Raw genomic sequence first — 25,281 nt, 5'->3', positions numbered from 1 at the left:
TTATGACGAAATTAAGTGGCTTATTAGCAATTGAAGACGAGGCAGTAAAGCAGTCTGCTTTAAAGAAGATGTTCATGCCCTATACGGAAGATGTCTGTGTTGAAGGATGTGAAAAAGAAGCGTTAACGATCTTGCTTAATCTCAGTTCAAGCCATCAATCAGATAGATGTTCGGATTGGTTGGATGTAGCCCGAGCTAAAAGGCATTTAAAAGCGGCTGAGAACCTAGACGTATCCCTTGACGAGATCAAATGGTTCCACACTCATAATCTCAAGTTTCCAGACTGCCGAGTTAAAGACCAGCGGATAGTTGCACAGCCTCTTGTGACAACCGAGGCATTTGTTTCAAGCGGAGTATTAGAGCAACGTCTGGGGTGGGCGCATAACTCTGCAGTGTATCGCCACATATTGTGGTTATTGAATCCTTTCCGCTGGCAATCACAGTCCGTGAGTCTTCTTTCACTTGTTCAGCAAGAAACCCCTGTTTGGGTTGAGCTGCTCAAAGAATTTGGGTTAGGTGCTAAGTCACTTGCTCGCTTACAAAACACAATGGCAGAACAGCTGCCTGAAAATAGCTTTCCTGACAGTGTCAGTACTTATAGCAAGCAACTACGGTTTCCATGGGAGGGTGATTATATTTCGGTGACCCCGGTGGTGAGTCATGCCATTCAGAGCGAGTTAGAAGTGAGATCGCGAAGTCAGGAAAGTAAGCTCAGCTTTGTGTCTTTATCGCTGCCAAACTCTGCCAGTATCGGGAACTTGTGTGGCAGTTTGGGTGGGCATATGAAAGTCCTTAACTACCCGCTAGACGTCAAACCAGCGCAGGGTGGGACGTTAACTGAAAGTCGCAAAAAGAGTGGCCACTACTTTGATGACTATCAGGTAACTAACGCTAAAATTTGTCAGGTGTTAAATCATCTAATTGGTTCAGAGCCATCAAAAACACAGAAGCAAAGGGAGAGCGCTCGTAAGGTTAGAAGTAAGATATTGCGAAAGCAGATAGCCTTGTGGATGCTTCCATTAATTGAGTTAAGAGATATCGTTGATGCTGACCCCAACCAACAGCAATTGGAACATGATGACACTTTAGCTCAAGCCTTTTTGACCCAACCAGAATCGGATCTGGGCTCTTTAGCTAGTGAGTTTAACCGTTGCTTACATCTCGCGTTTCAGAATAACAAGTATGCCGCCAAGTTTGCCTATCATCCTAAGCTAATGCAGGTCGTCAAAGCCCAAATTGTATGGGTACTTGAACAACTTAGTAAACCAAATAGCAATGAAGATAAGGTAGCGGGTGAGCAGTATATCTATTTGTCATCAATGAGAGTGCAAGATGCGGTCGCAATGAGTAGCCCATATCTGTGTGGTGCTCCTTCTTTGACGGCTATTTGGGGGTTCATGCACCGCTATCAAAGAGAGTTTAATAAGCGAGCTAATTGTGATTCCCCGTTTGAGTTTTCGAGTTTCTCTTTTTATGTTCAAAGCGAGAAGATTCAACCGACAGCGAAGCTGACTGAACCCAACTCAGTCGCCAAAGCGCGAACGGTTTCTAAAGCGAAGCGACCAACTATTCGTAGTGAACGATTGGCGGACCTAGAAATAGACTTAGTTATCAGAGTCCACAGTGACAGCCGAATTTCAGACTTTAAGTCCGCGCTTAAAACGGCACTTCCCGTAGCTTTTGCCGGAGGGGCATTATACCAACCACAGCTATCGACGCAGATTGAGTGGCTAAGGACGTTTACCAGTAGGAGTGAGCTTTTCCATGTCTTAAAAGGGTTACCAGCATACGGGCGATGGTTATATCCAAGTGAAAAACAGCCGAATGATTTTAATGATCTAGAACGTTTAATCACTAAAGGTGCTGATAACTTGCCAGTTTCTATTGGCTACCATTTGTTAGAACAACCAACTAAACGGGGCAACTCAATCACCAGTTGTCACGCTTATGCAGAGAATGCGATAGGGCTTGCTCAGCGAGTAACCCCGATAGAAGTACGTTTTAGTGGAAGAGATCACTTTTTAAAGCACGCCTTTTGGTCGATAGAATGCAGTAGCGAAACTATTCTTATAAAAAACTATAGGGATTAATCGTTTATGGAACTTTGCACTCAGCTGAACTATGTTCGATCACTCTCTGCTGGCAAAGCATATTTCTACTATCTATCTAAAAGTGGTGAGATGTGTCCCCTTGAAATTGATAGAACTAGGTTGCGAGCACCAAAAGGTGGTTATGCAGAAGCATATAAAGGGGGCAAGTTCGTAAAAAAGAATGTTGCTCCACAAGATTTAGCTTACTCCAATCCTCAGTTCATCGAAGAGTGTTATGTCAAACCTGGGATTGATGATATCTACTGTGCATTCCCGCTTCGAATTCGAGCCAATTCTCTAACCCCAGATATCTGTAGTGACGATGAAGTGCGCAGTAAGCTTTCGTTACTGGCTAATACTTATAAAGAGCTCAATGGCTATCAGGAGTTAGCTCATCGATACGCGAAGAATATACTGCTTGGCCGTTGGCTTTGGAGAAACAGGGAGTGTCGAAACCTGTCGATAGAAGTGACCACCAGTGATTCGCAAACCTTGATTATAGAAAACGCAACAAGGCTTTCTTGGTATGGTCATTGGGATGAGGCTTCAGCAGAATACCTAGAAAAGCTCACAGCCTATTTGATGCGAGCCCTTTCTGACCCGACCGAATATTTCTACATGGATGTCAAAGCTAAAATTGGAGTTGGTTGGGGAGATGAGGTTTACCCAAGCCAAGAGTTTTTAGATAGCCGAGAAGATGGTGTTCCGACTAAGCAGTTAGCTACCGTCGAACTATTGAACGGAAAGGAAACCGTTGCGTTTCATGGTCAAAAAGTTGGAGCCGCATTGCAATCGATTGACGATTGGTGGCATGAAAACGCAGATAAACCATTAAGAGTGAACGAATATGGGGCAGATCGAGAATACGTTATAGCAAGGCGACACGTGTCCCATGGAAATGACTTTTACCAATTAGTCAGAAATACAGAGAACTGGATTGAAAGCATGACAGCTTCTCAAGTCATCCCAAATGATGTGCACTTCATCATGTCTGTCTTGATCAAAGGCGGCCTATTCAATTGTTCTAAAGCGAAGTAAGGGATAGATATGACTAAGCGTTACTATTTCTTAATACGTTACATGCCTGCACAAGCCGACCATGAATTATTGGCAGGACGGTGTATATCCCAAATGCACTTGTTTATGGTCAATAACCGACAAGCCATGAATAAAATAGGTGTGAGCTTTCCCGACTGGAGTGATGTTACGGTTGGTCAAGCCATAGCTTTTGTTGCCGAAGATAAAGAGATGATGGTTGGACTCTCTTTTCAGCCCTATTTCTCTGTGATGGTAAATGAAGGTTTGTTTGAGATTTCTAGTGTTTATGAGGTGCCTGACACTGCGGCAGAGGTGAGGTTTACCCGTAACCAAACGATCGGGAAAAGTTTTTTGGGTTCCAAAAAACGCCGAATCAAACGCAGTATGGCGAGAGCCGAACTAGCTGGTGTTGAACCATCGTTACCAGCCACTAATGAAGCTCGTGTCATCGATAGTTTTCATCGAATACCAATCTCCAGCGGTTCATCTGGGGAAGATTATATGTTGTTCGTACAAAAGGAGCTTGTTAGTGAGCGCGATGCAGTAAACTTTAACAGCTATGGTTTAGCCACCAATCAAGAAAGAAAAGGCACGGTACCTGAGTTACGCTTTTAAACCCTTTTTCTAAAGCTCTTTTTCGGAGAAGTAAAAACAAGGAGTTACAGACGTAAGAAGAAAAAGGGTATTTTGGGATTTTGTTATGTAAAACCAGTGGCATTAACAGCTTAATGACTATAGTTAACAGTGTCCTGCCGCATAGGCAGCTAAGAATGAGTGTATCTGTGAACTCAAACCCCTCAATTGGTGTCCTGCCGCATAGGCAGCTAAGAATAGGCCAGGAAGAAAGCAACCAACCTGCTGAACAAGCAGTTAAGAATCAAAACCATCATGTTTAGGCTTGATGGTTTTTTATTAGTTGGTCGATTTTATCCGAGGTGTTTTTTAACACGGAAGTTTCCAGAATCTTCATAGGTTGAATTAGCCAGGCTTATCATTTTACCAACATATCCCTATAATACTTTTGAGGTTGTAATAAACAAGAGACACGGTATGAGTAAAATTATCAAGGCAGCTTTTGATGGCAGTGCTAATGATAGTATAAGCGATATCATTGCTAAAGTTATGGCACTTCGTCTGGAAGAATCAGAGTATAAAAATGACGAATTTTATCTATCAGATGAAAACTATGAATTAGCGAATATTATTATTGGTCAACTAGATGATCAAGCCCAAAAGCTAAGGGAGGCTTATCGCGAGATAGGGCTTTCAGCGCATGTTGAGAGCTACTTTGACAGCTTAACTATTGATGAGCTGTTTGTTGCTAATAGTTGTATCCGAGAGTTTGAAATGATTCTCAATGCAAAGTATTACGCCATGAGTGGTTGCGTTATCGTTTCAGCGGCGTCAGTGATGCAAATAATGAAACAGATTCGTATGTCAGCAGCTAAGTTACGTAGAGTTATTGGTGATCTGATGTCTGTCGAGCGTCAACTTCGAGTTGCTTCAACGGACAAATATGACAGTAGCTTTGAGATGACTAGTGATAAAATCACAAAGCTCAAATTAGCAACAGAAGCAGCGATCACCAGTCATAGCTGAGGTAGGTTTTAGTTGGAAAGCCTTTTATTAATTATAATTTACGGCTTGTTGTTAGCTTTTCTCATAGTAATGATCTTGTTTGGGGAGCACAAAAGGACTATCTGATCCGCCCCACTATCATTGGATATCAGTTAGGCCACTCCATACCTAAAGCTATCCGAGGTTTTATAATTTGGCACAAAACTAAACTCGATTTTGTCCACAAGCTTCTCTGGTTGAATTTTTACCCGTGGCACTTTCTAACTCGAAAGTGCCCCATTCCAATTCGGGATGCATGTCTGTCACACTTCAAGGCTAGCCATTTGGTCTACATTTTCTAACCAGTGCAGTGTCTAGTGAAGTGCGGGCTAACCAAATGGCTCTTTCCTTAGTTGTTCACTACCAGATCATTGGTTTGGGTCACCCGCAGCCCTATAGAGTCTCTAGTTTTACTAGATCACACTTTGTTATATATCTCTAAGCTCGCACCTTCAATGGAATAGCCTGACTCGACCCCTATGTCATCAGAAATTACTGTTTCTGTTTTCAAGGTTCCTGTGATGTAAACGATATCCCAAAGGTCTTTAGTTGGAGTCCCTTCTTCAAACTTGACGTAAATAATCTGGTTTGGAGGTGGTGGTGGAACGTGAATACACGCACCATAAAAGGGAACCAAAAGAAACTCAGAGATTGACTCTGAGTCCCCTTCTAATGGAATCACGAAACCCGGTATTTTGACGTTGCTGCCATTCAGTTCTGGACGAACACTTCCCACTAGAGCCTGCTGAGCAACATTCGCACTATGGTCAAGGGCAGCAAGGGTTTCATCGCTGACGCGTGCACGTTCGCTTTCTGGGATCAGATCAAGCCACTCAATTTCTACCGTATTTTCATCGCGCACTTGGTTTGCTGCAAAAGAGGCAGAGCTGAATGTCACCATGATCAAAGAAGCGATGAACAATATGTGTTTCATATATTAACCTTTGTATTGTACATAACCCTTGTGCTGCACAGATTTGCGCGTCGATGGAAATTGCCACCGGTTTAAGGGGGATTAAGCCGATGGCGAGGGACAAAGCGAGCTAGGGCTTATTTCACTTGGTACTTGCTGTTAGTACGGATGTAGATTGTTGCCTCAGAGTCCCCCGTGTTGGTGATGTTATGAGAGAACTTGCCCTCAGATTCCACGTAGCTTCCCGGGTTTAAAGTAAGATTGCTGCTTTGTTCTTTTGAGTTGTACTCAATCGAGCCTGCAATCACAACGGCGCGGAACTCACTTGCGTCCGTGGTGATTTTTCCTTCAAAGCCGGCAGGCAGTTTGATCATTGAACCACCCATGTCAGAAGTGCTACCCCAAACATACGTTGATTGAACACCGTCTACTTTGATATCGTGAAGATCACTGCTGTTTAGCCACACGATATTGTCTTTATGCAAGTTTAGAGGACGTTCGCCATTATCGAACTTCTCTTCAGATGGTTGAACTAGATATGGACCCGCATCAATCTCAAGGTAGATTAGGTTTGTTTCACCGTTTGCGGCAGTGGTGTGGTCTTCACCTGCTGGTTGCGTCCAGAACGAGCCTGTTGGCATCCACATCTTTTCTGATGTTGGATCGTCATTATGCATTTGACCTTCAATGACCACACCGCGGTACGTGATGTTATGAATGTGCGGTGGTGACTCAAAACCCTTGTTAAAGCGTACCAACATACCTGTTGCGGTATCCGTTGTACGGTCACCCCAAAGGTCCGCAGCTCCCGGGCTAAGTACGCCGCGCAAAGGGTTTAGATAACCCCACTCAATATCGTTTACCGCGACAACTTTTGAAGAACCTTCATCGGCAAAAGAAGGTGTAGTAAGTAGCGTTGCGGCTAGTGCTAATGTCGATGCTTTAAATAATGATTTCATAGTAATGTCTCTGCTGTATTTGCTTGAGATTAATAATATTCAAAATTATTCATTCGATAAACGGGCTAATCTTTAATACACTTTCCTTAAATCGTGGATAATAAAACTGACCATTCGAGTAGTGAAGAGTATAGTGATGAAAATTTCAGATTTACAGGTTTTGTTGAAAGTTGCTGAGCTTCAATCGATTACAGCCGCGGCGAATCAACTTGATATGAGCTCTTCTGCTGCAAGTGTGTCATTAAAACGGATAGAGCAAGAGTTAGGAGCCGAGTTATTTGTTCGAACGACGCGAAAGATGCGCATGACCCCAGAGGGTGAGCGGTATCTACCTTTGTGCCAACAAGCATTGGATTTGTTGCAACAAGGGCAGGTGTTGGTCAATGAAGAGCAGCAATCCATCAGTGGGGAAGTTCGTATCGCGGTGTCTTCTGAGATGGGGCGCAACCTGATGCGCGTTTTGCTTAATGATGTAATGGACAAGCATCAAGACCTGTCATTGAGGCTCCATGTGAGTGATAGCCGAACCGATTTTTACCGCGATGGGGTCGATGTGGCGTTACGAGCTATGACTAAAGGTGCCGCGCAAGAATCCAACTTGTATGGATTTAAGATCTGCGATATCCCTCATGTTCTATGCGCTTCTCCTGATTATATTGAAAATCATGGTCGACCTTTGGTTCCTGATGATTTATATCAACATAAAGCCTTGCTCTACAAACTGTACGAAGTCGTGCACGACGGTTGGGATCTTTATCATGGTGATCAAAAATACAGAATAAAAATGAACAGTGATCGAGCTGTGAATGATGGTGATATTGTTCGTCGGTGGTGTATTGATGGGGTGGGGATAGCGAAGAAATCCGCTATTGATGTCGGTGAAGATTTACTCGCGGGCCGATTAGAGAGGATATTAGTTAATAGCGATATACCACTGACCGAAATGTGGCTGATATTACCGAGTCGTCAGTTGATCTCTCCAGCGATTCGATTAATACGTGATGAGCTAAAAGTCAGGATTCACCAGCTTCGCGACAACTTGCTTGAGCAAGGGTTGATTGAAACTCGTGAATGGCCGTTGGATAACTAGCTATGGTCGCCAATAATTGTTCTAGAGACAAGCTAAACCAGCGTTTGCCATACTTCAGTTAATTCGTCTTTCCCTAATTTAGCAAAAGTGCTAACTCAGAAATGTCCGTGCGACCTGAAGTCGTATGAAGCGTTGTTCACCACGAAGAGTGAACCATCTGTACCACCAGATGCCCCTAAGAGCCTGAATAAAGCAGCGGCTCTGACAATGTAACGAAGCTTGGTCGTTAAACTGAGCGGGAACGGAATCGTGAGAGGACGTTTCTCCTGACAACCACAAGTTGGGTGAGTGCTAGGGGGTCAATATGATGAATGTAATGTGAATCCATTTAAGGCGCGTTATATGATGAAGCAGCGGAAGTGGTTAATACGCTGTAGCCAAAAGGCAACGAGAGTCGGAAAGAGATTGGACATTACTCTTTCGTGGTCATTGCACTCTCCGCACCATTGTGGGCATCTAAGTTGACATTTTACGCGACATACGGAACAGGGTAAGCCTGTATATCTCCCTATGGGAAAGCAGCCTGTGAAGGTTGCCGATAGGTATGCAGGTAAAGGAGGTTAGAAAAAGCGAATGCTACTTTGTAATGAAGTAGATACAGGTTTATATCTGGCGCGAAAGCGAGCTGACTTCTAACTGGTCTCCCGTTGCGAGATAGCTTGAAGAACTTTATTAAAGAAGAAAAGCAAATGATGATTTCGAATGAAATTAGTGCGTCTTCTGACAACGAACCGTGGTTTCTTATTCATCAAGTGGTCATTGGGTCAGTTTTAAAGCTTTGAGTGTGTATCGCAAAGGTAATTTTGTTACTGGGTGCTTAACGGTGCCTTTGTGGAGGCTTGAGCCGTATGCAGTGAAAGTTGCACGTACGGTTCTGAGGAGGGAGGCACCTGGTAACAGGTGCCGCCTATCCGACAGAAGCTTCTTAGCGCATTAACTCATCTCTTGTGATCACCAAGCGATTCTGTCTAGAGGATTAATTGGAGCGTAGTAAATTTACTACGTTGAATCTTAGTCGTTGTTCAAATTTGCAGACTTTCGATGCAATGTTATGCGAACTTATGTTGCAAATTGTACTTTAACTCTTTGATAATTGGTTTGCGTTATGAAGACTTATGTTGCAAGCATCACCTTAAAAAAGCCGCTCTTTATGAGCGGCTTTTTGCTATCTGATGCTTTCTAAAGTGAACACAGTTCGCAATTAGTTTAGTCCACACTGCATACCAAACTATTCGTAAATGCTGTATGAAAAATACTTACTTGCGATTTTTTGATGCTGACCATTGTCGATCAAGCGCTGGATACCGTCATCAATAAGATCTTTGAGTTCATTATCTTGTTTTCGTACCGCGACACCAAAACCACGCCCGAACCATTTTTCTTCTGTAAATTTAGGACCCGTAAAGTGGTAGTCCTTACCTTGCTCCGTTTCAAGAAAGCCCGTATTGAGTCCCATAGAACCACCAAACACGCTATCTAGGCGCCCGTTGAGTAAATCGGTAAAGGCTTCGTCGAATGATCCATAACGCTTGATATCTACATTTGGGTAGATCTCGGAAAGGTATTTGTCACCAATGGTAGTGCGCTGAACTCCAATTGTTAGTTCATTTAAGCTGCCGTCATCCATATTGATTTCACGCCCTTTTTCCATGACAAAACGAGTGGGAACTTTAGCGTAAGGCATCGTGAAGTTAACTTTCTTTTCACGTTCTTCGGTAATTGTCATAGCCGCTATAATTGCATCGTTTTTACGGCTTAAAAGCGAAGGGATAATCCCGTCCCAGTCAGTTTTTGAGATGATACATTTTACTTCTAATTCGACACACAAGGCGTTGGCTAAATCGACTTCAAACCCCTCTAATTCACCATCTTGCGTTGTCCAGCTGAATGGTGGGTATGCTCCTTCCACCGTAAATCGGATTTGCTTCCAATCTTTTGCGTAAGTAAATACTGAGAAAACACTGACGAATACAACAAATATCCACTTCATTTTTATTTCCTTATAGTTTTAATGGATAAGTTGGTTAATCAAATGTTAAATAATATCAATGTTAATGCATATCATTGTGAGCAAAGGCATTAGATAACTTCTGGAACTCTTGCTTCCCAAACTAACTACACGACTTTTTCTTATCTAAATTTCTATTTATATCTTTCATAAACAGTAGCTTGCTGTACTTCTCGCAAGATCTTTAAGATACTCACCTTTGATTTATGTTGCATCTGAAACAAAAATCAATACAATGAGCGCATTATTTTGTTGTAGGTGAAACATTATGGCTAATAAAGCGTATCAATGGATGCTCTATCTAACACTTGGCACCAGTGCCTTGTTTGCTCTTTTCTTGGTGGCAAGTGACAACCTTGCGCCGTTCACAACTCAAGCTCAATTGCACATTCCAACCAGCCGTATTGCTGCAGAAGTGTCGGCGCCAGTGGTGGAGTTGGCTGTTAAGAATGGTCAGGATGTAAAAAAAGGGGAACTGCTAGTTCGCTTAGATCCAACTCGTTTTGAATTGGCGTTAACTCAGGCTGAAGCGGCTTTGGTTGAAGCAGAGCAAAGCTATGAAGCAAACAAGCAGCACTTGCATGGCGCGGAAGCGACGTTACGTCAGCGCCAACACGAAGCTCTGAATGCCGAGAGAAAATTGAAGCGTAACCAGCAATTGATTTCGAGAAAACTTGTTAGCCAAGAAACGCTAGACGATAGCCGATCGGACACGATTGTAAGACAGCAAGCCGTCGAAGCTGCGCAAGCCGATATTGAGCAGATAAAAGCTGAGCTTGAGAAAAGCAGCGACAACGGTGCTTTGGCTGTTGCTCGAACTCGCGTTGAACTGGCGCAATTGGATTTGGACAAAACGACAATCGTCGCGCCTGTTGATGGCGTAATCAGCAATCTCAACCTTAACTCAGGAACCTATGTTGGCGCTGGCAGCCCCGTTTTGTTTTTGGTTGATCGCCAGCATGCTTGGATTAACGCAGACTTCAACGAAAAGGGCAGTGCAAATCTGACTGCGGGAACAACCGTTCGTTTGGTGTTTGATGCAATGCCTGGTGAGGTGTTTGAGGGAAATATTCAAGGTCGTGAACTGGCTATCTATGATGCGAGCAGCGACAACAGCGGCCTCGCGAAAGTCGTGAATGATGATCGCTGGATTCGAGACCAACAAAAAGTGCGTACACAAGTAACGTTGCCGTCACTTGATCACTCATTGTTCTCAGGCTCTAAAGTGAGCGTGATGGTGGTGCCTGAAGCGACGTTTTGGGATGTGATCGGAAGTGCATGGATGGAAGTGCTAGCTCGCATTCGTTACCTAGTTTAACTGTGCTCTTCAATCATCGACTAACTGACTACCCACTGACGAAATAACGATTTACGACCTAAGAGGCAGATTATGAATAACGAAGTTCGAGGCCCGATTAACTGGTCTGAAGTAGCTTGGATCAGCGCTATCGTGTCTTTGGGTATGTTGGCTCAACTTTGGCTACAGCTAGGTGTTGCGGCGTACCTCGCTCTTTATCCGGTAATGGCGGCGACCAAGATTAACGACTACTCAGTGAGAGGTATGCTCAAAGCGTTTCTCCCTATCTTGGGTGTCGCTTGTGTGGCTCTGCTTGTCGATCAGTTATTTGCCTCACACCCGGCAGTGGTTTGGGGGATCAGTTTATGGGTATTTGATTTAGCAAGAAGGTGGGCCGACACGCCTGCCAAACTTGGGAAAATCTACATCCCATTGCTCAATTGGTTTTTGGTGATTGTGTTTGCACAACATGGCCCAATGCCGATGACGGACTGGGTTCGCGATATAGCAGTGAGCATGGTGACGACCATGGTTGTGGTGAGATTTGTGATGCTGTTCTTAAAGCCGCCCAAAGCGATGTCGCCGCTGCCAATGCAAAGTGTTCCTGTGACGTACCAGCAGCGAGTGATATATGTGGTCATGCTTGGAGTTGGTTTAGCATTTTTGATGATGGTCGATTTGATTGCCGCGACGTTCTGTATGATGCCTGTGATTATTGCGGCTGCGCAAAGTGAACGCATGAACTATCAAATGGTGGTGAAAAACTGTTTACAAGCCCACGTTGGTGGTTGTGCATTGGCGTTGGTCTTCGTAACCTTGTTAGCGGGGCAACACTCCTATAATTGGGTGTATATCATTGGACTAACAAGCTTGGTGACCATGATAGCAATTTGGATCAGCGGCAGTCGTGGTGGCGTGCGAGGTATGCATACTGAAGCGATGTTAGGAACTATGCTACCATTGCAACTCTATGTTTCAGCAACCGATCTTGGTTTGCAAGATACCTACTTTCGTGCAGAGTTAATGTCCATCGTGTTGGTATTATTAGTGGTCTGCCAAGGAATTATATATGGAAAATCAACCAGCATTATCCATCACCGGAATTGATGCACTCGACAGCAATCCTATGTTCTTAATGGGCTTTGCTTACAAACAGTTTCGAGCTCAAGTCACCGCTGAGATGGGCACCACTTCGGGCATTTCTCTAGAGATGTTTGGTGCGCTTCGAGTGTTAGATAAGCATGGCAAAATCACTCAGCAAGAGTTAACCAATTACTTGCTTCGAAATCGCTCTGTGACCAAGCGTTTGGTTGATAACGCGATTAAGCTGAACCTTATTGAGGCCAGCAAGAGTGAAACGAACAAAAAGGTAAAACTTCTTTCTTTAACGGAAGAGGGCAAGAAGCTTGCCGAATATTGTGAGCCTATGGTCGATAGTATCAGCGAGCAGTTTCAGAGTGCGTTGAGTGAAGACGAATCCAAGCAGTTACAGACCTTGTTGGCTAAGCTTGTAAAAACAGACCAATTCGTCGACTGATTATGCGATCGAAGGTGTGGGTCTAATAACAATCGAATAAAGAGTAAGTGACATGACATACAAAATATTAGCGATGCTAATGATTAAGCTGTTGTTTACGTTTCGTGGCAGTAAACCTACGTCTAAAATCCCCGCCTCTGACTTTGATGCCGAACGCTTCGCTGGTACATGGTATTCCGCTTGTTTTATCCCGCATCCATTGCAATCAAAGCTCGGTTCTTTGTCGTTTAGCTTTTTATTTGAATCTGACGGTAATCTTAAGCTGACAACTCGAGGCTATAACGCGAAAAAGAATGAGTGGAAGACCAAAGAACAAGCCGCAACATTTAAGGGCTCTCAAACCGAAGCGTGGTTTTCAGTCGAAGCGAATAGCCCTTATGAGAAGCAGAGAAAGGTAATTTTCTTGAATGAAGATTACACTCAGGCTTTGTTGGTGGGTCCTACCAAAAATACCTTACAGATCTTGTATCGCACTGCAGAGTTCACCAAACAAGACTTAGACTCGCTGATTGAACGGGCGCAGAGCATGGGTTTTAAAACCAGTAAGCTAGTTCGTGTGTCACAACATATCAATGATGTGCCTGAACAATAAAGTAAGTTCGGCTAGTCCTGACTAGGTAGCTCGGCTAATAAGCAAACAACATTGCTAACCCGTTCTAATTCGCAGGCAACACCACTGCCGACGCATCTTCCTCTGAATCTTCTTTGTCTTCTACTTGGTCAGCAACCCAATCAATTGTCTTTGTTAGATAAAGCTTGTTGGTTTCGGTGTCACACCAACTCTTGGATAACCCTCTTCGATTGAATTCACTGCCAATTGCTGCGAGTGTCTGGTTACTTGAGCGCCCGTAATACAAGGTGTCGCACAGTTGCAGGTTCGACATCGATTGTGGGTATGTGTTAACCGACGAGGAGTTCATGCTCAGTGCTTTTGATTGGTTATGAGTACATCCTGTTAGGCTCAGGAAAAAGAAAAGGATTAGCGTATTTTTCATGGTGTATCAGGTCTATTGCTGATGATTTGAAGACAGTATTGGCGTGTATGATTAGATTATTGTCAATTTTTTGCCAACTAGTTATAGACCAAGACTTTCCTCCCAGTTAGAAAGCGTTATTAAGCCAACGACAAAAACGGTATTAACAAACAAAAGCGCAATTTTGTACAAAAGCTGAAAGAGACTATAGAGTAGACTGATAAGTCGCTCGATAATCAACAGGCTTGGGAATTGTTATGGAGAACAAGAAACGCTCTAAAGAGAAGGCCGAATATAAGATAACCGAAGAGCTCGGCGGCCTTGAAATTCTTAATGCTGAATACGAAAAGCAGAACTTCTCGCGCCACAGCCACGAGGGCTATACGCTGGGAGTCATCGAGCAGGGCGCTCAGCGTTTCTATCGAACGGGCGGACATCATATTGCGCCACAAAATGCGATTATTCTGGTCAATGCCGACGAAGTCCATAGCGGTCACTCTGCCACTGAAGGCGGTTGGGCGTATCGAGCCATGTATCCACTCCCAGATCAACTTGCCAAGATCACTCAAGAGCTAAACCTACCCAATTACGGCGCGCCTTACTTCCCAAGAGCGGTTGTTGAAGATCCTGAACTCGCCAATCAATTGAGGCTGGTCTTTAACACGATCGATGAATCCGACAATCGCCTGTTAAGAGAGACCTTGATGTACGGGATGCTGGTTAAGCTGATTAGCCGACATGGAAAATCGCCGCTTAACCCTCAACTCGATGGTAAAACTCAGCGTCAGCTCGTTCTGGTTAAAGAGTTCTTAGATGATTTTCCACAAGCCGATGTTTCCCTAGACGAACTATCTAAGTTAGCGGCATTGAGCCCGTTTCACTTAGTGCGTTCTTTTCAAAAAGAGTTTGGTCTTCCGCCACATGCGTATCAAATCCAATCTAGGTTAAGGCTTTCGCGTAAGTTATTGAAACAAGGACATACCATTTCTGATACCGCGCAAGAGTGTGGGTTTCACGACCAAAGCCATTTTCATCGACACTTCAAAAAAGCCAATGGTTACACGCCGGGGCAATACATCAAGATGCTCTAAATCGGACACGTTAATTCAGTCTTTAAATCGAGCAAGTTTGTACAATCGAACCGACTCCACTCTTCTTACATTGAATAGCGAATGTAAAGAGAGAAAAGAATGATATGGACAGTGAAACAATGGATAGACGAACACAGTTATGGAAAGGCGTTTTAGCGGGAATGCCTTTGAGTATTGCGGTAATCCCTTGGGGAATTCTAGCCGGTTCATATGCGATAGATGCCGGATTGAATCAACTTCAAGCGCAAGCGATGTCGGCTATTTTGTTTGCTGGCTCAGCACAACTTGTTGCTGCAGGTATGTTTAAAGCGGGTATTGGTTTAGGCACTATGTTGTTGACCACACTGTTCATCACCTCAAGGCACTTTCTGTATAGCGTATCGATGCGTGACAAAATCAGCCATCTTCCTGCGCGTTGGCGTCTATTACTCGGATTTTGGCTCACCGATGAGCTGTTCGCGATTTGTAGCGGGCAGTCTCAGAAAGAATTTAATCGCTGGTATGCTGCGGGTGTAGGCGGCGGTTTTTATCTCGTTTGGAATATTGCGAGCTTTGTTGGCATTGTCGCGGGAAGCCAAATTCCTTCACTCAATGAAATTGGGCTCGACTTCGCGGTCGCAGCAACCTTTATCGCTTTGGTGTTCCCATTAATCCGAACTCTACCCGTCGTTGTGTGTGTTGTGGTTTCATTGGTCACTTCGGTTGCCATGTCGGTTAACAATATTGAGGGCGGGCTAATGATTGCAGCGATTGCAGGTATGTTAGCGGGCTTTTTGAGTGAATCGTTCCAAGAGCGAAACAACGGTAACAAGACAATCGTGGAGGGGAAATAGAGATGATTTGGTTAACGATATTCCTCATGACTGCGATTGTTTTCTTTAGTCGGTATCTGTTTCTTGAGCCTGCAATCCCGCTTCGACTCAATCAAACCGCAAGGCGCCTATTGCGCTATTCAAGCCCAGCGGTGCTGACTGCGATTTGGGGGCCAATTGTATTTGCTCCTGAACAAACATTTTGGCCAAGCCTTGAAAACCCATACTTGATAGGCGCGGTGGTGACTGGCTTATTGATTTGGAAAACAGGCAATGTGCTACTAACGATCGGCGTTAGCATGGCGGTGTTTTTGTTCTATAACCTTGTCGCGGTTGATTACCTTTTCTCGTGAGCTTCAACTTCAATGTCAACTTAGGCTTTGTGTTTCTCCTATTATTTAAGGGCTGTATAAATATGATTACTTGTTATGTTCGATATGTGATTGATCCTAAAAAGGTAAATGAGTTTGAGGCATACGCAAAAATGTGGATTCCTCTGGTCGCTAAATTCGGGGGCCAACACAATGGTTATTTCTTACCGTCGGAAGGGGCGAACAATATTGCCTTGGCGCTGTTTACCTTTGAAAGTTTGGCTGCCTATGAAGAGTATCGGATTAAATCGTTGAACGATGCTGAGTGTATTAAAGCGTTTGAATTTGCAGACGAAGTTGATTGCATCGTGAGTTATGAACGCAGCTTTTTTAGACCTGTTTTAGAGTGATAGACCTTGCAACGTATAGCGTGGTGGCATCTAATGTACTGATTCACTGTTTGTGTGTTTAGGTTTTGGTAAGGAGTTAGTTTGGCTAAGAAATATTATGTGGTTTGGAAAGGTCGCACACCGGGTATTTTTACCACTTGGAACGAGTGTAAATCCCAAGTCGATGGTTTCGCTGGTGCGAGATATAAATCGTTCCCAACACTAGGCGAGGCTGAGTCTGCTTTCGGTGGTAAAACGTCGTCTGCGTCAGGTTCTACAGCGACAAAGCCAAACTCTGCGGGTAAGGCGACGAAAGCTAAGGTGCCGCCTCTTTCGGAGCAGCAAATCACAGATATGCCTTTTGATATCAAGATCTTTACCGATGGTGCGTGTGAACCAAACCCTGGTGAAGCAGGGACGGGGTTAGCGGTATACCAAAACAACCAATTAACCGAATTGTGGTATGGCTTGTATCAACCTGTTGGTACCAACAATACCGCCGAATTACATGGGCTTAAGCAAGCGTTTATTCTCGCGAAAGAGAAGTTAAACGCGGGCCTCTCTGTTGCGATCTATTGTGATTCTAAGTACTCAATTGATTGTATTACTAAGTGGGCAACGGGTTGGGAGAAAAAGGGCTGGACTAAGTCGGGCGGCGAGATCAAAAACCTCGATATTATTAAGCCTGCGTATGCGCTCTACCAAGAACTGGCTTCAAAAATTACCATCTACCATGTGAACGGTCACGTTGGTATTGAAGGTAACGAATTGGCCGATAGAATGTCGATTGTGGCTATTTCATCGAAAGAGCAACAACTCGCTCAATATCGTGACATCGACGATATTGAGTCTATTTTGGCACTGCGAGCAGGCTAGTTAGGCTTCTTAATGAAAAGCTACTGAAAGCATAAGTCGCGATCATTGGGCAGTGCTAAGTTGAGCGTTACATTTCAAATTGATGTAGCGCTCTTTTGTTTTTGTGGTGCTCCGTTTTCTTATGGTGCATAGTCGTTCTTGTGAGACGCAGCAGCCCTTGCGATGCTTACTGCCTGAGTTCATCCTTATTGAGCAGGGTTCTCTATCCAACGAGATAATTGCTGAGCTTGTTTGATCGAATTAAAACTGTCTTTCACTCTCTCACGTGCCTTTAAACTCATCGATGTTTTATCGTTACTGCTCAGCTGCGCGAAACGCTCAATCGCTTCTCTTAATTCTTCCACGTTTTTTTCGTTAACCACAAAACCTGTCTCTGGTGAGACGATCTCTTTGCATCCCATGATGTTGGTGGTAATGACTGGCGTTCCCACAGCCATCGCTTCTTTTAAAACCAGAGGCCCTGTATCCACACATCCGGTTTCGGAAAAACAGAAGGGCGCGATTAGGCTGTCATAATTCGATAGTTTCTCTTTCACCCATTCATGAGGCTTAGCGCCAAGAAAGGTCACGTTTCGAGTGAGCCCTTGCTCTTTGACCTGTAACTTTAATTGTTGCTCTAAATCGCCAGTACCGATGATATCGAGATGAATGTCGAGAGGTTCGGCAATCGGCGCCAATGCATCAATAAGATGGTGGATACCTTTTTGCTCCACTAATCGGCCAAGGAAAATAAAGCGAAGTTGCTTCGTTTCGGTTTTTGGGTTGAGTTGGAACTGTTTGGTATTAACTCCGCAATGCAGGAGCTTAATGTTTCCTTTCGCCATGGTATTGAAGTCAGCAAGCATGTCTTTACACACTGCAACCACAAAATCACTCGATGAGATTTTATGTTCAATGTCATAAGCGAACTCGTAAACATCATGACCATGAGCAACGAACGAACAGGTGATATTCAGCAGCTTTGCCGCGACGATGGCGTGAGCTGTGGTGTGCTGACAGAAATGCGCATGTACGTGTTCGACGTCGTTTTCCGCGAGTTGCAGCGCTAATTTAAACCCATAAGCGAACAGTGACTTTTTCGGCATGCTGGTTTGCTTAGAAATAAATGAGACAGCCTTGATGAAACCTATCCAGTTAATGCTGGCGACTTTACCCTTCCGAACATTTTTACCTATTTCGACAATGTCGTAGTCGAACTGTTTTTCACTGTTTTCAATTTTGAACGTCATTACACAAACATCGTGCCCACACGCTTTCACAGAGTCGACTTCTGTTTGAATGAAGGTCTCACTGAGTACTGGGTAGGTTGGCGCCACAAATGCTACTTTCTTCATTCCTTACTCCTCAAATCCATATGACTAAAGCTATCAAGCCAAGGTAATAACCAATAAAGCAAGATACGAACCAAGATCGAATCGTAGCTTTGGAGGGCTTTCTGATTGCTTTTCGAAGGTTACCCCTTAAGAGGTAGCTCGTTTTCTCAAATTGATAATCAAATTGGAGTTGCAGTTTTTTTGAACATCTGTGTTTGGTCGTCATTTTGAGAATGGACGCGTAGGTGACTGATATAGAGGTGATTTCATAGCAAGACACTCTCGGCATAGAACATGCAACGTCAGCCATATAACGTATAAATCTGAGGGCGTCATTATGGCTAAAGTAAGTGTTGTTATTCCTACCTACAATTGTTTGGATTACCTGCCGAAAGCGATTGGCAGTGTACTAAAGCAGACTCATCAAGATGTTGAGCTGATTGTCATTGACGATAACAGTAACGATGGAACGTCGACGTATCTTGCTTCTATAGACGATGAACGCATTATTACGTTGTCCACATTGGGTGTTGGTGCGCCTCAAGCGAGAAACCTAGGGATTGACAAGGCGACCGGTGAATACATCGCTTTTTTAGACGCAGACGATTTCTGGTTTCCTGAAAAAATTGAGCGCCAACTCGAATTTCATCAACGTTACCCTGATCTCGCGATGAGCTTTACTAACTACGAGCATCTTACTGAAGATTACCAAGTAATAGTCGACTGCTTTAGTTACTGGTCGCAGTTTCAAGATCAAGATGAGCTGTTCATCAATATCGAGAACCCGTTGGAGTTCATCATAGAAAATAACGTGATTGGAACATCAACGGTCATGGTGAAAGCGGATGTGTTTTCTCAAACAGACAGTTTCAATGCTGACATCAAGTATGGGGAAGATTGGGAACTGTGGCTTCGAATGAGTGAAAACCATCAGATCGGTGTGTTGAACTCGGTGCAGGTTGGCTACTTGATGAGAGCGAGCTCTGTTACCCAAACTGAAAGTCTTAAATTGAGAAATTTGCAGTCTATAGAGACTATTCTTCAACATTACCAAAATGACAGTCAACGATGGAATCTACCCACTTCTAGCTTCAAAATCGCAAAGGCGAGAATACTGGAAGGTTATGCTGACTATTATCGAGGTTTACAACAGAATAGACAGGCTATTGCCTACAGTTTCCGTTCTTTGGTCATGTCACCTCAAAAACGCACATTGCGACACCTAATTGGAGACTGTAAAAGTTTCCTAAAGCCAGCTTGGTAAGGAAAAGGTGACGACTATGGGTTCTTTAAAGCAGTCGGCTTACTACGCCATCGGTATATTAATGATGAAAGGGATTTCATTGGTGATGATCCCGTACATTACGCACAATATGACGTTGGCAGAGTATGGTTCCTTAGAAGCCATTGTCTTGCTGGCAGACATTGGGACGATATTGTTCAGCTTCGGTATTGTCGATGCCATGTATCGTTATGTGGGTGTCGCCGAAGGTGATGAAAAGCAAAAGCTCGTCTCGAACTGCTTCACATTGAGCGTGCTGGTGTGCGTGCTTGGGGGCGCCTTGATTGCCCTCAGTATGCCGTTGTTAATCTTAATGTTGCCAGTTGAATTCCAGCCTTACCAGATACTGCTTCTGCTTATTCCTACCATGCTCGATGGGGCGATTTCTATCCCGCTAACGCTGATGCGTATGAACGCGATGGCGAAACGTTTTTGCATGCTCAATGTGTTGAAAGCCGGTGTTCAAGCCATCATGACTTTTGTTTTGCTTGAGGCTGGATACGGTATAGATGGCGTGTTGATTTCAGCTGCGGTATCCAGTGTGTTGCTAATGGTTTGTTTAGTGCGTTATCAATGGCAAGAGATGGGATCTTTTGGTTGCTTCAAATACTCGGCGAAGATCTTAAAATTCGGACTGCCCGTTCTGGTTGGCGGTGCATCAATGTATATGATCATGGGGCTCGACCGCTGGGTAATGGCAAGCTTCGTCGGTGTCGAAGAACTCGCGATTTATGCGGTTAGCGGAAAGTTCGCGTTGATTCTTGGTCTGTTGTTGCAGCCTTACGCGCTTTGGTGGTTTCCAAACCGTGTGGCGATGCTTCAACAGCCGGGTGGCAGTAAGATGTGTGCCGATAGGGCGTTAGTCGGTGTTAATCTGGCCATTGTATTCGGTTGTTTGATGATCCTTACTGTACCTGGTTTTATTACTTTGATTTTGCCAAGCAGTTATCAATATGCAGGCACGATTGTCGTGGCACTCTTGGCGATTGGTGTGATTAAGAACGCTGGGGATTACCTTAACCTTGGCTGTTTCAGCGGTCACTCAAGCCAATCGCAAATGTGGATACAAGGCGGGTGTGCGATTCTAGCTGCGATTGGTTATTTTGTTGTGACACCGATTTATGGAGTGTGGGGCGTTGTGGTGGTGCTTTGTGGCACTTATGCCGTGAGACTGTCACTGCTCTATATCGTGAGCCAAAAAATGGAGTACTTGCCTTACGAGCATCGTAAATGGATGACAGCGCTGAGTATCGCCATACTTGCCATCATTAGTGATCGAGTTCTTGGCTTGGTGCTGGTTGATGTTCATGACTTTATTCTTGGATCGGCTGTTGGTGTAATCGCGCTGGTGGCCTTTGTTAAATACTCAGTGATCGTTGTCCCGCAAGCTCTGCTCGACAAGTTGATGCTGGGTAAGCAGTCTCACGCAAATTAAAATAAAACACTGTTCATAATGTGTGAGATCCGATAGTTTTTATAAATTCAATGAATGCCATCAATGGAAAGATACATGAACAAGTGGATTGTGCTCTCAGCTCTATTCTCAACCTTATCGTACGCTTCGTCTGAATTGTCTAACCACGACGTACTCACTCAGCACTTTGACGTTCCTGAAGCTATCTCCTTAGAAAATCAAAACAGGGTATGTAATAGCCTTGTTTGTAGTTCGGTGTCTGCGCCAAAATCTGTTCCTGCTGTTGGCGACTTCCCAGAGCGAGAATCAAACCCAACGATAGATACAATTGCGAGCGCTATCTATTTCGTCGGTGAGATTGGTGTCGCCGAAAATCTAGCGACACCCGAGTACGAACAGTTTTTTGAGAACTGATTGAAAATTTACTGTATAGATTTGGTGCTTATTTTTTATGCAGTTACAAAAGATATGAAATGCTGTTATAAACGATAAGACATTGTTTAAGGATTTTATAATCACGGCATTTGGCAATTAGGAAGCACCAATGGAAATCTGGAAGTTACTGCTGTTTATCCCCGCTTGTTTTGCGCTCAACATGACTCCGGGCCCAAACAATTTGTTATCAATGAACAACGCCCGTTGTTACGGATTTCAGGCCGCCTTTGTCGCAGGCCTAGGAAGAATCCTCGCTTTTTCTGGCATGATTGCTTTGGCTGCATCTGGCTTAGCGGTTGTGCTTTATACTTCTGAAACGCTGTTTTTCCTGATCAAACTATTTGGCGCGATGTATCTGTTGTGGATCGCGTTCAACCTATGGCGCTCACACGCCAGTCCGGTCGTGGATATCGAACGAAATAAGAATTGGTTTGGTCTGTTTAAACAAGAATTTGCACTCGCTGCTGGCAATCCAAAAGCGATACTCATTTTCACTGCATTCCTTCCTCAATTTGTCGATGTTTCAGCGAACGTAAATACTCAATTCTTTGTTTTAGGTAGCACCTTTCTAGTGTTAGAAATGCTCGCGATATCGATCTACGCGGCATTTGGCTTATACCTCAGAAACTGGTTCTCTAAGCCACAAATGGCAAAACGTTTCAACAAAGCGTGCTCGGTTTTTCTTGCGTTATCTGGCGCAAATTTGTTGGTTATTCGACAGTAAAACATAAGTAACCTAATCTACTCCTCAGGCGTTAGTTAAGTGGCATCTTCGTTAAGGTAGTTCGTAAGCCTTTAGGCTGTTGATATATTATTAATAGCACCTTTAGTTTGCATGTTTAAACTTGAGGTTCGGTTTAAATGAGGTCTATCTATGAATGTTGTTTGTGCGGAAAAACAAGAACTGGCTGATATCTACCAGCTTGAACATGCTTTGTTTGGCGCTCACGCCTATCCGCTGTTTTTCTTTCGTCAGGCCTTTGATTGCTGGGGAAAAGGTTTATTGGTTGCTAAGCAAGACTCAAAGATTGCTGGCTATGCCTTAACGACAACCACAGACAAGCAGAATGAGTTTTGGGTCCTATCATTGGCTGTAGACCAGAATTATCGTGGCATGGGAGTTGGCCGGAAACTGATGCAACAGGCGATTGAGCAGTTGCCTCGAGATGCTAGGCTTTTGCTCACTGTAGACCCAAATAACACATCGGCTCGTGGGCTTTATGCATCGATGGGGTTCGTTACCATCAAGCAAGAAGACAACTACTTTGGTGATGATGAGCCGAGGTTAGTGATGAAGCTCATCATCTAGATTGTTGCTAACGGTTTTTAACAAAGGCGCTTAACTAAATCAAAGGCTCACATTTCAAAGACAATCTCGTAGCTCTAGGTTAGCATCACGATACCGTGCATTAACACGACACTAGAGGTCAGCCGAGTCCTCATATCAAAGTAGCCATCAGGACCTTGGCTCTGGTTCTCTTCTCTCATCGTCCTTTCAGCTCGCCAAACCGCAATATAACCAAAGATGAGAATCAGAGTTGTCACTAGCTCTTTTTGTTCGCCAAGCAATACTGCCAGCCAAGCGATGAGCACAATCGCGTTGCTTATTAGCAGTGCTTTGTTACTTGATTGGCTTTCAAAGTTTTCGATGCCATTTGCCCACAAGATCCCTGAAAGAAAACTCAAAATTGCCACGCTGTAGGTGATGAACAGCGTTTCACCGCTTATCCCCATAAATTGGCTGTCGGTGAGCGAAAGGAGAAGACCGAATAAAAACGGAATTAACCCCATGTACCCCAGTTTGGCCATGGTGTTACGGGTTTGAGTTGTTGCCATGTAATCCGCCTTCATAACTGCTGCTCAATCGCGTTTTTGAGCGTGGCACTCACTGGAGATGTGGAGCTAGGGAAGGTGGCGACGACTTTACCTTCTTTACTGATCAAGAATTTGTAAAAGTTCCATTTAGGCGTTACGCCCGCTTGCTGTTGTATCTCTGTAAACACGGGGTTGGCGTTGCTACCAGACAGTGAAGCTCGCGCCATCATTGGGAAGGTCACGCCATAGTCTAGGTAACAAACCTTTGCCGTCTTCTCTTCGCTTCCCTTGTCTTGGCGAAAATCATTACTTGGGAAACCGATAACCGTGAAGCCTTGGTCTTTGTAGGTTTGATGAAGTTGCTCGAGTTGCTCAAACTGCGGAGTGAAACCGCACTGACTTGCCGTGTTCACGATCAATAAAGTCTTACCATGAAACTCTTCACACAGCTCAATTTCTTCGTTTGAATTTAACAGCCTTTGTTTGCCGTAGAGTATCTCAGGGCAGCTAGCTGAAAAAGCGAATGAACTTGTTAGGCTCGCGATTAGGGCGGTGGAGCACAGCAGTGAATGTTTCATAAGTCTGACTCATTTTAGTTGGCGTAACTGTTATTACTGTTCAACGACTTAAAATGATCACTTTAAAGACCAGAATTGCTTCAGTATCAGCTATCAGTTAAGTATCAGCTGTCGCTTAGCAAATAGGGCGCCACCAAGCGCCTGATATTCACCTTGGCTCCAAGGCGAGATGCCAGCAGGTACATGCCTCCAATCTTTCGGTGGAGGAATAGAGCGTCTGCTGGTGGCGTGTGCCAATACTCTTGTTCCATGCTGAGTATGGTTCCAGCTTCACGAAGCCTTTGTGCTAAACCACTGGCTTTGAAGTCGTAATCTTCATCGACAAGCATGGGTTCACAGGCCATTTTCACTAAGTTGAGAATCGCTCGGCGCTGGTCTGGGAGGATGGTCTCGCTAAAAAATCCAATCTGCTCTAACGCCTTGTTGAGTCCTTGTTCATCGTGAGTAATCACAGAGGTAAAAGCCAAACGATAGCCATCACTGAAGCGGCCGCTGTATTCTCGGGTTGCTCCAAAGTCTAAAAGCCCAATCTGTCGCTTGTTTTCAACGTAAAGATAGTTGGCGAAGTTGGGATCGGTTTGCACTATCTTGAAGTCAAACAGCTCTTTGAACATTAACTCGAGCAAGCTGTGCATCACAAAATCTCGAGTACTTTGATCATAACCTTCAATTTGCTCTATCGAGATGCCCTCAATGAAGTCCATGGCGAGCACCGATTCTGATGAGATTTGCGTATGAATCTTAGGTACGACGAAGTGAGAGTGCTCTTTAAGCGCATGATAGTAACGAGTCGCGTAGTCAGCCTCGCGAGCATAGTCGGCTTCATCATGTAGTTGTTTTTTCGCCTCTTCTAACAAGCCTTTGTAATCGACTGACTTTGGTATCAACCCAACAATATTGAGCAATGTACCAACGTTGTCCACATCACTGTCGATGCTTTTTCGAATGCCTGGGTATTGGACTTTGATGGCAAGTTTGTCTCCCGCATCACTGTAGGCTTGGTGAACTTGTCCGATGGACGCACTGGCGATCGGTTTAAAGTTGAAGGAAAGAAATTCTGCTTTCCAGTTGATGCCGAGTGAGCTTTCTAACACTTGGTTGAGTTGCTTTGTTGGCAGAGGATCTGCGTCTGAGCGCAGGCGAGAAAGAATATCGGCTAATTCAGGTTCTAAGATATCGCCTGCATCCATTGATAGCATCTGCCCCAGTTTCATTGCTGCACCGCGCAGGTGTGCGAGTTGATCGGTTAGACGAGCAATGTTTTGTGGCGTTAGCAGTAAGTCTTTTGCTTTGGGCCTGTTGCCTTGTGCTATTTGCTTGGTGCCTTCCGTTAGCACATTACCCGCGACCCTTGTTGCCAGCGAGACGAACTTACTGAATCTTGAAATACGATGGGTAGGTAGATTTCTTTCTTTTGCCGACATAAAGGTTCTCACTTAGTT

27 protein-coding genes are annotated in these 25,281 nt (G+C 44.2%); 19 read left to right on the top strand and 8 right to left on the bottom strand.

From position 1 onward, the window contains the following. Positions 1-2 precede the first annotated feature (2 nt). The 4 genes from AB4274_RS09095 to AB4274_RS09080 all read left to right on the top strand — a co-directional run bounded on the left by AB4274_RS09095 (position 3) and on the right by AB4274_RS09080 (position 4,727). Complete coding sequence (locus AB4274_RS09095; RefSeq protein WP_372111825.1) at positions 3-2,090, top strand: type I-F CRISPR-associated protein Csy2; 2,088 nt, start codon at positions 3-5, stop codon at positions 2,088-2,090. Positions 2,091-2,096: 6 nt separating this feature from the next. After that, positions 2,097-3,128 (top strand): type I-F CRISPR-associated protein Csy3, encoded by a 1,032-nt coding sequence (gene csy3, locus AB4274_RS09090; protein ID WP_372111823.1) that lies wholly within the window; start codon positions 2,097-2,099, stop codon positions 3,126-3,128. A gap of 9 nt (positions 3,129-3,137) precedes the next feature. Further along, complete coding sequence (gene cas6f / locus AB4274_RS09085; protein ID WP_372111821.1) at positions 3,138-3,743, top strand: type I-F CRISPR-associated endoribonuclease Cas6/Csy4; 606 nt, start codon at positions 3,138-3,140, stop codon at positions 3,741-3,743. A 435-nt stretch (positions 3,744-4,178) separates the two neighbouring features. Further along, the gene (locus tag AB4274_RS09080; RefSeq protein WP_372111819.1) at positions 4,179-4,727 is read left to right on the top strand and encodes a hypothetical protein; all 549 of its coding nucleotides are present in this window, start codon (positions 4,179-4,181) and stop codon (positions 4,725-4,727) included. Positions 4,728-5,163: 436 nt separating this feature from the next. Here the strand turns inward: AB4274_RS09080 and AB4274_RS09075 are convergent, their stop codons facing one another. Further along, positions 5,164-5,679, bottom strand: a complete 516-nt coding sequence (locus AB4274_RS09075) for a DUF3299 domain-containing protein (RefSeq protein WP_102320869.1) — start codon at positions 5,677-5,679, stop codon at positions 5,164-5,166. Positions 5,680-5,795: 116 nt separating this feature from the next. After that, complete coding sequence (locus tag AB4274_RS09070; protein WP_102320870.1) at positions 5,796-6,617, bottom strand: DUF4437 domain-containing protein; 822 nt, start codon at positions 6,615-6,617, stop codon at positions 5,796-5,798. A gap of 136 nt (positions 6,618-6,753) precedes the next feature. Between AB4274_RS09070 and AB4274_RS09065 the strand changes: the two genes are divergently transcribed. Beyond that, positions 6,754-7,707, top strand: a complete 954-nt coding sequence (locus AB4274_RS09065) for a LysR family transcriptional regulator (protein WP_102320871.1) — start codon at positions 6,754-6,756, stop codon at positions 7,705-7,707. A 1,228-nt stretch (positions 7,708-8,935) separates the two neighbouring features. Here AB4274_RS09065 and AB4274_RS09060 read toward each other — a convergent pair. Then, positions 8,936-9,697 carry a transporter substrate-binding domain-containing protein gene (locus tag AB4274_RS09060; protein ID WP_372111818.1) on the bottom strand — a complete coding sequence of 254 codons (762 nt, stop codon included), beginning with the start codon at positions 9,695-9,697 and terminating at the stop codon, positions 8,936-8,938. 286 nt (positions 9,698-9,983) lie between these two features. Here AB4274_RS09060 and AB4274_RS09055 point away from each other — a divergent pair, with 286 nt between their 5' ends. From AB4274_RS09055 to AB4274_RS09040, 4 genes are all read left to right on the top strand, one after another. Further along, on the top strand, positions 9,984-11,033 hold the full coding sequence (locus AB4274_RS09055; protein ID WP_017062229.1) for an HlyD family secretion protein: 1,050 nt from the start codon (positions 9,984-9,986) through the stop codon (positions 11,031-11,033). Positions 11,034-11,105: 72 nt separating this feature from the next. Further along, the gene (locus AB4274_RS09050; protein WP_017070267.1) at positions 11,106-12,119 is read left to right on the top strand and encodes a DUF2955 domain-containing protein; all 1,014 of its coding nucleotides are present in this window, start codon (positions 11,106-11,108) and stop codon (positions 12,117-12,119) included. Further along, positions 12,082-12,549: a MarR family winged helix-turn-helix transcriptional regulator gene (locus AB4274_RS09045; protein WP_017062227.1), complete on the top strand. Its 468-nt coding sequence runs from the start codon at positions 12,082-12,084 to the stop codon at positions 12,547-12,549. Before AB4274_RS09050 ends, AB4274_RS09045 begins: the two co-directional genes overlap by 38 nt. A 52-nt stretch (positions 12,550-12,601) precedes the next feature. Then, on the top strand, positions 12,602-13,141 hold the full coding sequence (locus AB4274_RS09040; protein WP_017062226.1) for a lipocalin family protein: 540 nt from the start codon (positions 12,602-12,604) through the stop codon (positions 13,139-13,141). A 64-nt stretch (positions 13,142-13,205) separates the two neighbouring features. Here AB4274_RS09040 and AB4274_RS09035 read toward each other — a convergent pair whose 3' ends face one another. Then, entirely contained in the window at positions 13,206-13,544 is a 339-nt protein-coding gene (locus tag AB4274_RS09035) for a hypothetical protein (RefSeq protein WP_086775055.1), read from the bottom strand. 236 nt (positions 13,545-13,780) lie between these two features. Here AB4274_RS09035 and AB4274_RS09030 point away from each other — a divergent pair, with 236 nt between their 5' ends. From AB4274_RS09030 to AB4274_RS09010, 5 genes are all read left to right on the top strand, one after another. Then, positions 13,781-14,614: an AraC family transcriptional regulator gene (locus AB4274_RS09030; RefSeq protein ID WP_372111815.1), complete on the top strand. Its 834-nt coding sequence runs from the start codon at positions 13,781-13,783 to the stop codon at positions 14,612-14,614. Positions 14,615-14,718: 104 nt separating this feature from the next. Next, entirely contained in the window at positions 14,719-15,447 is a 729-nt protein-coding gene (locus AB4274_RS09025; RefSeq protein WP_029235402.1) for an AzlC family ABC transporter permease, read from the top strand. A gap of 2 nt (positions 15,448-15,449) precedes the next feature. Further along, entirely contained in the window at positions 15,450-15,779 is a 330-nt protein-coding gene (locus tag AB4274_RS09020) for an AzlD domain-containing protein (protein WP_029235401.1), read from the top strand. A 62-nt stretch (positions 15,780-15,841) separates the two neighbouring features. After that, positions 15,842-16,147 carry an NIPSNAP family protein gene (locus AB4274_RS09015; protein WP_017070270.1) on the top strand — a complete coding sequence of 102 codons (306 nt, stop codon included), beginning with the start codon at positions 15,842-15,844 and terminating at the stop codon, positions 16,145-16,147. Positions 16,148-16,228: 81 nt separating this feature from the next. After that, positions 16,229-17,002 (top strand): viroplasmin family protein, encoded by a 774-nt coding sequence (locus AB4274_RS09010; protein ID WP_372111813.1) that lies wholly within the window; start codon positions 16,229-16,231, stop codon positions 17,000-17,002. 185 nt (positions 17,003-17,187) lie between these two features. Here the strand turns inward: AB4274_RS09010 and AB4274_RS09005 are convergent, their stop codons facing one another. Beyond that, the gene (locus tag AB4274_RS09005) at positions 17,188-18,336 is read right to left on the bottom strand and encodes a glycosyltransferase family 4 protein (protein WP_372111811.1); all 1,149 of its coding nucleotides are present in this window, start codon (positions 18,334-18,336) and stop codon (positions 17,188-17,190) included. A 316-nt stretch (positions 18,337-18,652) separates the two neighbouring features. Here AB4274_RS09005 and AB4274_RS09000 point away from each other — a divergent pair, with 316 nt between their 5' ends. The 5 genes from AB4274_RS09000 to AB4274_RS08980 all read left to right on the top strand — a co-directional run bounded on the left by AB4274_RS09000 (position 18,653) and on the right by AB4274_RS08980 (position 22,755). Then, on the top strand, positions 18,653-19,579 hold the full coding sequence (locus AB4274_RS09000) for a glycosyltransferase family 2 protein (RefSeq protein WP_372111809.1): 927 nt from the start codon (positions 18,653-18,655) through the stop codon (positions 19,577-19,579). A 16-nt stretch (positions 19,580-19,595) separates the two neighbouring features. Continuing rightward, entirely contained in the window at positions 19,596-21,032 is a 1,437-nt protein-coding gene (locus AB4274_RS08995) for a lipopolysaccharide biosynthesis protein (protein WP_372111806.1), read from the top strand. A gap of 75 nt (positions 21,033-21,107) precedes the next feature. Next, positions 21,108-21,425 (top strand): hypothetical protein, encoded by a 318-nt coding sequence (locus AB4274_RS08990; RefSeq protein ID WP_017070274.1) that lies wholly within the window; start codon positions 21,108-21,110, stop codon positions 21,423-21,425. Between the two features lie 130 nt (positions 21,426-21,555). Then, positions 21,556-22,170 carry a LysE family translocator gene (locus tag AB4274_RS08985; protein WP_102320553.1) on the top strand — a complete coding sequence of 205 codons (615 nt, stop codon included), beginning with the start codon at positions 21,556-21,558 and terminating at the stop codon, positions 22,168-22,170. A gap of 150 nt (positions 22,171-22,320) precedes the next feature. After that, on the top strand, positions 22,321-22,755 hold the full coding sequence (locus AB4274_RS08980; protein ID WP_372111803.1) for a GNAT family N-acetyltransferase: 435 nt from the start codon (positions 22,321-22,323) through the stop codon (positions 22,753-22,755). Between the two features lie 74 nt (positions 22,756-22,829). Here the strand turns inward: AB4274_RS08980 and AB4274_RS08975 are convergent, their stop codons facing one another. From AB4274_RS08975 to AB4274_RS08965, 3 genes are all read right to left on the bottom strand, one after another. Continuing rightward, the gene (locus AB4274_RS08975) at positions 22,830-23,297 is read right to left on the bottom strand and encodes a DUF3429 domain-containing protein (protein WP_017062213.1); all 468 of its coding nucleotides are present in this window, start codon (positions 23,295-23,297) and stop codon (positions 22,830-22,832) included. Beyond that, a complete protein-coding gene (locus tag AB4274_RS08970; RefSeq protein WP_372111801.1) occupies positions 23,294-23,839 on the bottom strand; it encodes a glutathione peroxidase in 546 nt (181 codons plus the stop codon). Before AB4274_RS08970 ends, AB4274_RS08975 begins: the two co-directional genes overlap by 4 nt. Before the next feature lie 104 nt (positions 23,840-23,943). Then, complete coding sequence (locus AB4274_RS08965) at positions 23,944-25,263, bottom strand: ABC1 kinase family protein (protein ID WP_372111799.1); 1,320 nt, start codon at positions 25,261-25,263, stop codon at positions 23,944-23,946. Positions 25,264-25,281 lie beyond the last annotated feature (18 nt).

This window comes from Vibrio sp. 10N.261.55.A10, assembly GCF_041470825.1.
Classification (GTDB): Bacteria; Pseudomonadota; Gammaproteobacteria; order Enterobacterales; family Vibrionaceae; genus Vibrio; species Vibrio crassostreae_C.
This window is presented reverse-complemented; position numbering and strand designations above follow the sequence as displayed.

Coding starts and splice junctions, on each gene's coding strand:
- AB4274_RS09095 (WP_372111825.1), top strand. CDS start 3: ATGACGAAATTAAGTGGCTTATTAGCAATTGAAGACGAGGCAGTAAAG.
- csy3 (WP_372111823.1), top strand. CDS start 2,097: ATGGAACTTTGCACTCAGCTGAACTATGTTCGATCACTCTCTGCTGGC.
- cas6f (WP_372111821.1), top strand. CDS start 3,138: ATGACTAAGCGTTACTATTTCTTAATACGTTACATGCCTGCACAAGCC.
- AB4274_RS09080 (WP_372111819.1), top strand. CDS start 4,179: ATGAGTAAAATTATCAAGGCAGCTTTTGATGGCAGTGCTAATGATAGT.
- AB4274_RS09075 (WP_102320869.1), bottom strand. CDS start 5,679: ATGAAACACATATTGTTCATCGCTTCTTTGATCATGGTGACATTCAGC.
- AB4274_RS09070 (WP_102320870.1), bottom strand. CDS start 6,617: ATGAAATCATTATTTAAAGCATCGACATTAGCACTAGCCGCAACGCTA.
- AB4274_RS09065 (WP_102320871.1), top strand. CDS start 6,754: ATGAAAATTTCAGATTTACAGGTTTTGTTGAAAGTTGCTGAGCTTCAA.
- AB4274_RS09060 (WP_372111818.1), bottom strand. CDS start 9,697: ATGAAGTGGATATTTGTTGTATTCGTCAGTGTTTTCTCAGTATTTACT.
- AB4274_RS09055 (WP_017062229.1), top strand. CDS start 9,984: ATGGCTAATAAAGCGTATCAATGGATGCTCTATCTAACACTTGGCACC.
- AB4274_RS09050 (WP_017070267.1), top strand. CDS start 11,106: ATGAATAACGAAGTTCGAGGCCCGATTAACTGGTCTGAAGTAGCTTGG.
- AB4274_RS09045 (WP_017062227.1), top strand. CDS start 12,082: ATGGAAAATCAACCAGCATTATCCATCACCGGAATTGATGCACTCGAC.
- AB4274_RS09040 (WP_017062226.1), top strand. CDS start 12,602: ATGACATACAAAATATTAGCGATGCTAATGATTAAGCTGTTGTTTACG.
- AB4274_RS09035 (WP_086775055.1), bottom strand. CDS start 13,544: ATGAAAAATACGCTAATCCTTTTCTTTTTCCTGAGCCTAACAGGATGT.
- AB4274_RS09030 (WP_372111815.1), top strand. CDS start 13,781: ATGGAGAACAAGAAACGCTCTAAAGAGAAGGCCGAATATAAGATAACC.
- AB4274_RS09025 (WP_029235402.1), top strand. CDS start 14,719: ATGGACAGTGAAACAATGGATAGACGAACACAGTTATGGAAAGGCGTT.
- AB4274_RS09020 (WP_029235401.1), top strand. CDS start 15,450: ATGATTTGGTTAACGATATTCCTCATGACTGCGATTGTTTTCTTTAGT.
- AB4274_RS09015 (WP_017070270.1), top strand. CDS start 15,842: ATGATTACTTGTTATGTTCGATATGTGATTGATCCTAAAAAGGTAAAT.
- AB4274_RS09005 (WP_372111811.1), bottom strand. CDS start 18,336: ATGAAGAAAGTAGCATTTGTGGCGCCAACCTACCCAGTACTCAGTGAG.
- AB4274_RS09000 (WP_372111809.1), top strand. CDS start 18,653: ATGGCTAAAGTAAGTGTTGTTATTCCTACCTACAATTGTTTGGATTAC.
- AB4274_RS08995 (WP_372111806.1), top strand. CDS start 19,596: ATGGGTTCTTTAAAGCAGTCGGCTTACTACGCCATCGGTATATTAATG.
- AB4274_RS08990 (WP_017070274.1), top strand. CDS start 21,108: ATGAACAAGTGGATTGTGCTCTCAGCTCTATTCTCAACCTTATCGTAC.
- AB4274_RS08985 (WP_102320553.1), top strand. CDS start 21,556: ATGGAAATCTGGAAGTTACTGCTGTTTATCCCCGCTTGTTTTGCGCTC.
- AB4274_RS08980 (WP_372111803.1), top strand. CDS start 22,321: ATGAATGTTGTTTGTGCGGAAAAACAAGAACTGGCTGATATCTACCAG.
- AB4274_RS08975 (WP_017062213.1), bottom strand. CDS start 23,297: ATGAAGGCGGATTACATGGCAACAACTCAAACCCGTAACACCATGGCC.
- AB4274_RS08970 (WP_372111801.1), bottom strand. CDS start 23,839: ATGAAACATTCACTGCTGTGCTCCACCGCCCTAATCGCGAGCCTAACA.
- AB4274_RS08965 (WP_372111799.1), bottom strand. CDS start 25,263: ATGTCGGCAAAAGAAAGAAATCTACCTACCCATCGTATTTCAAGATTC.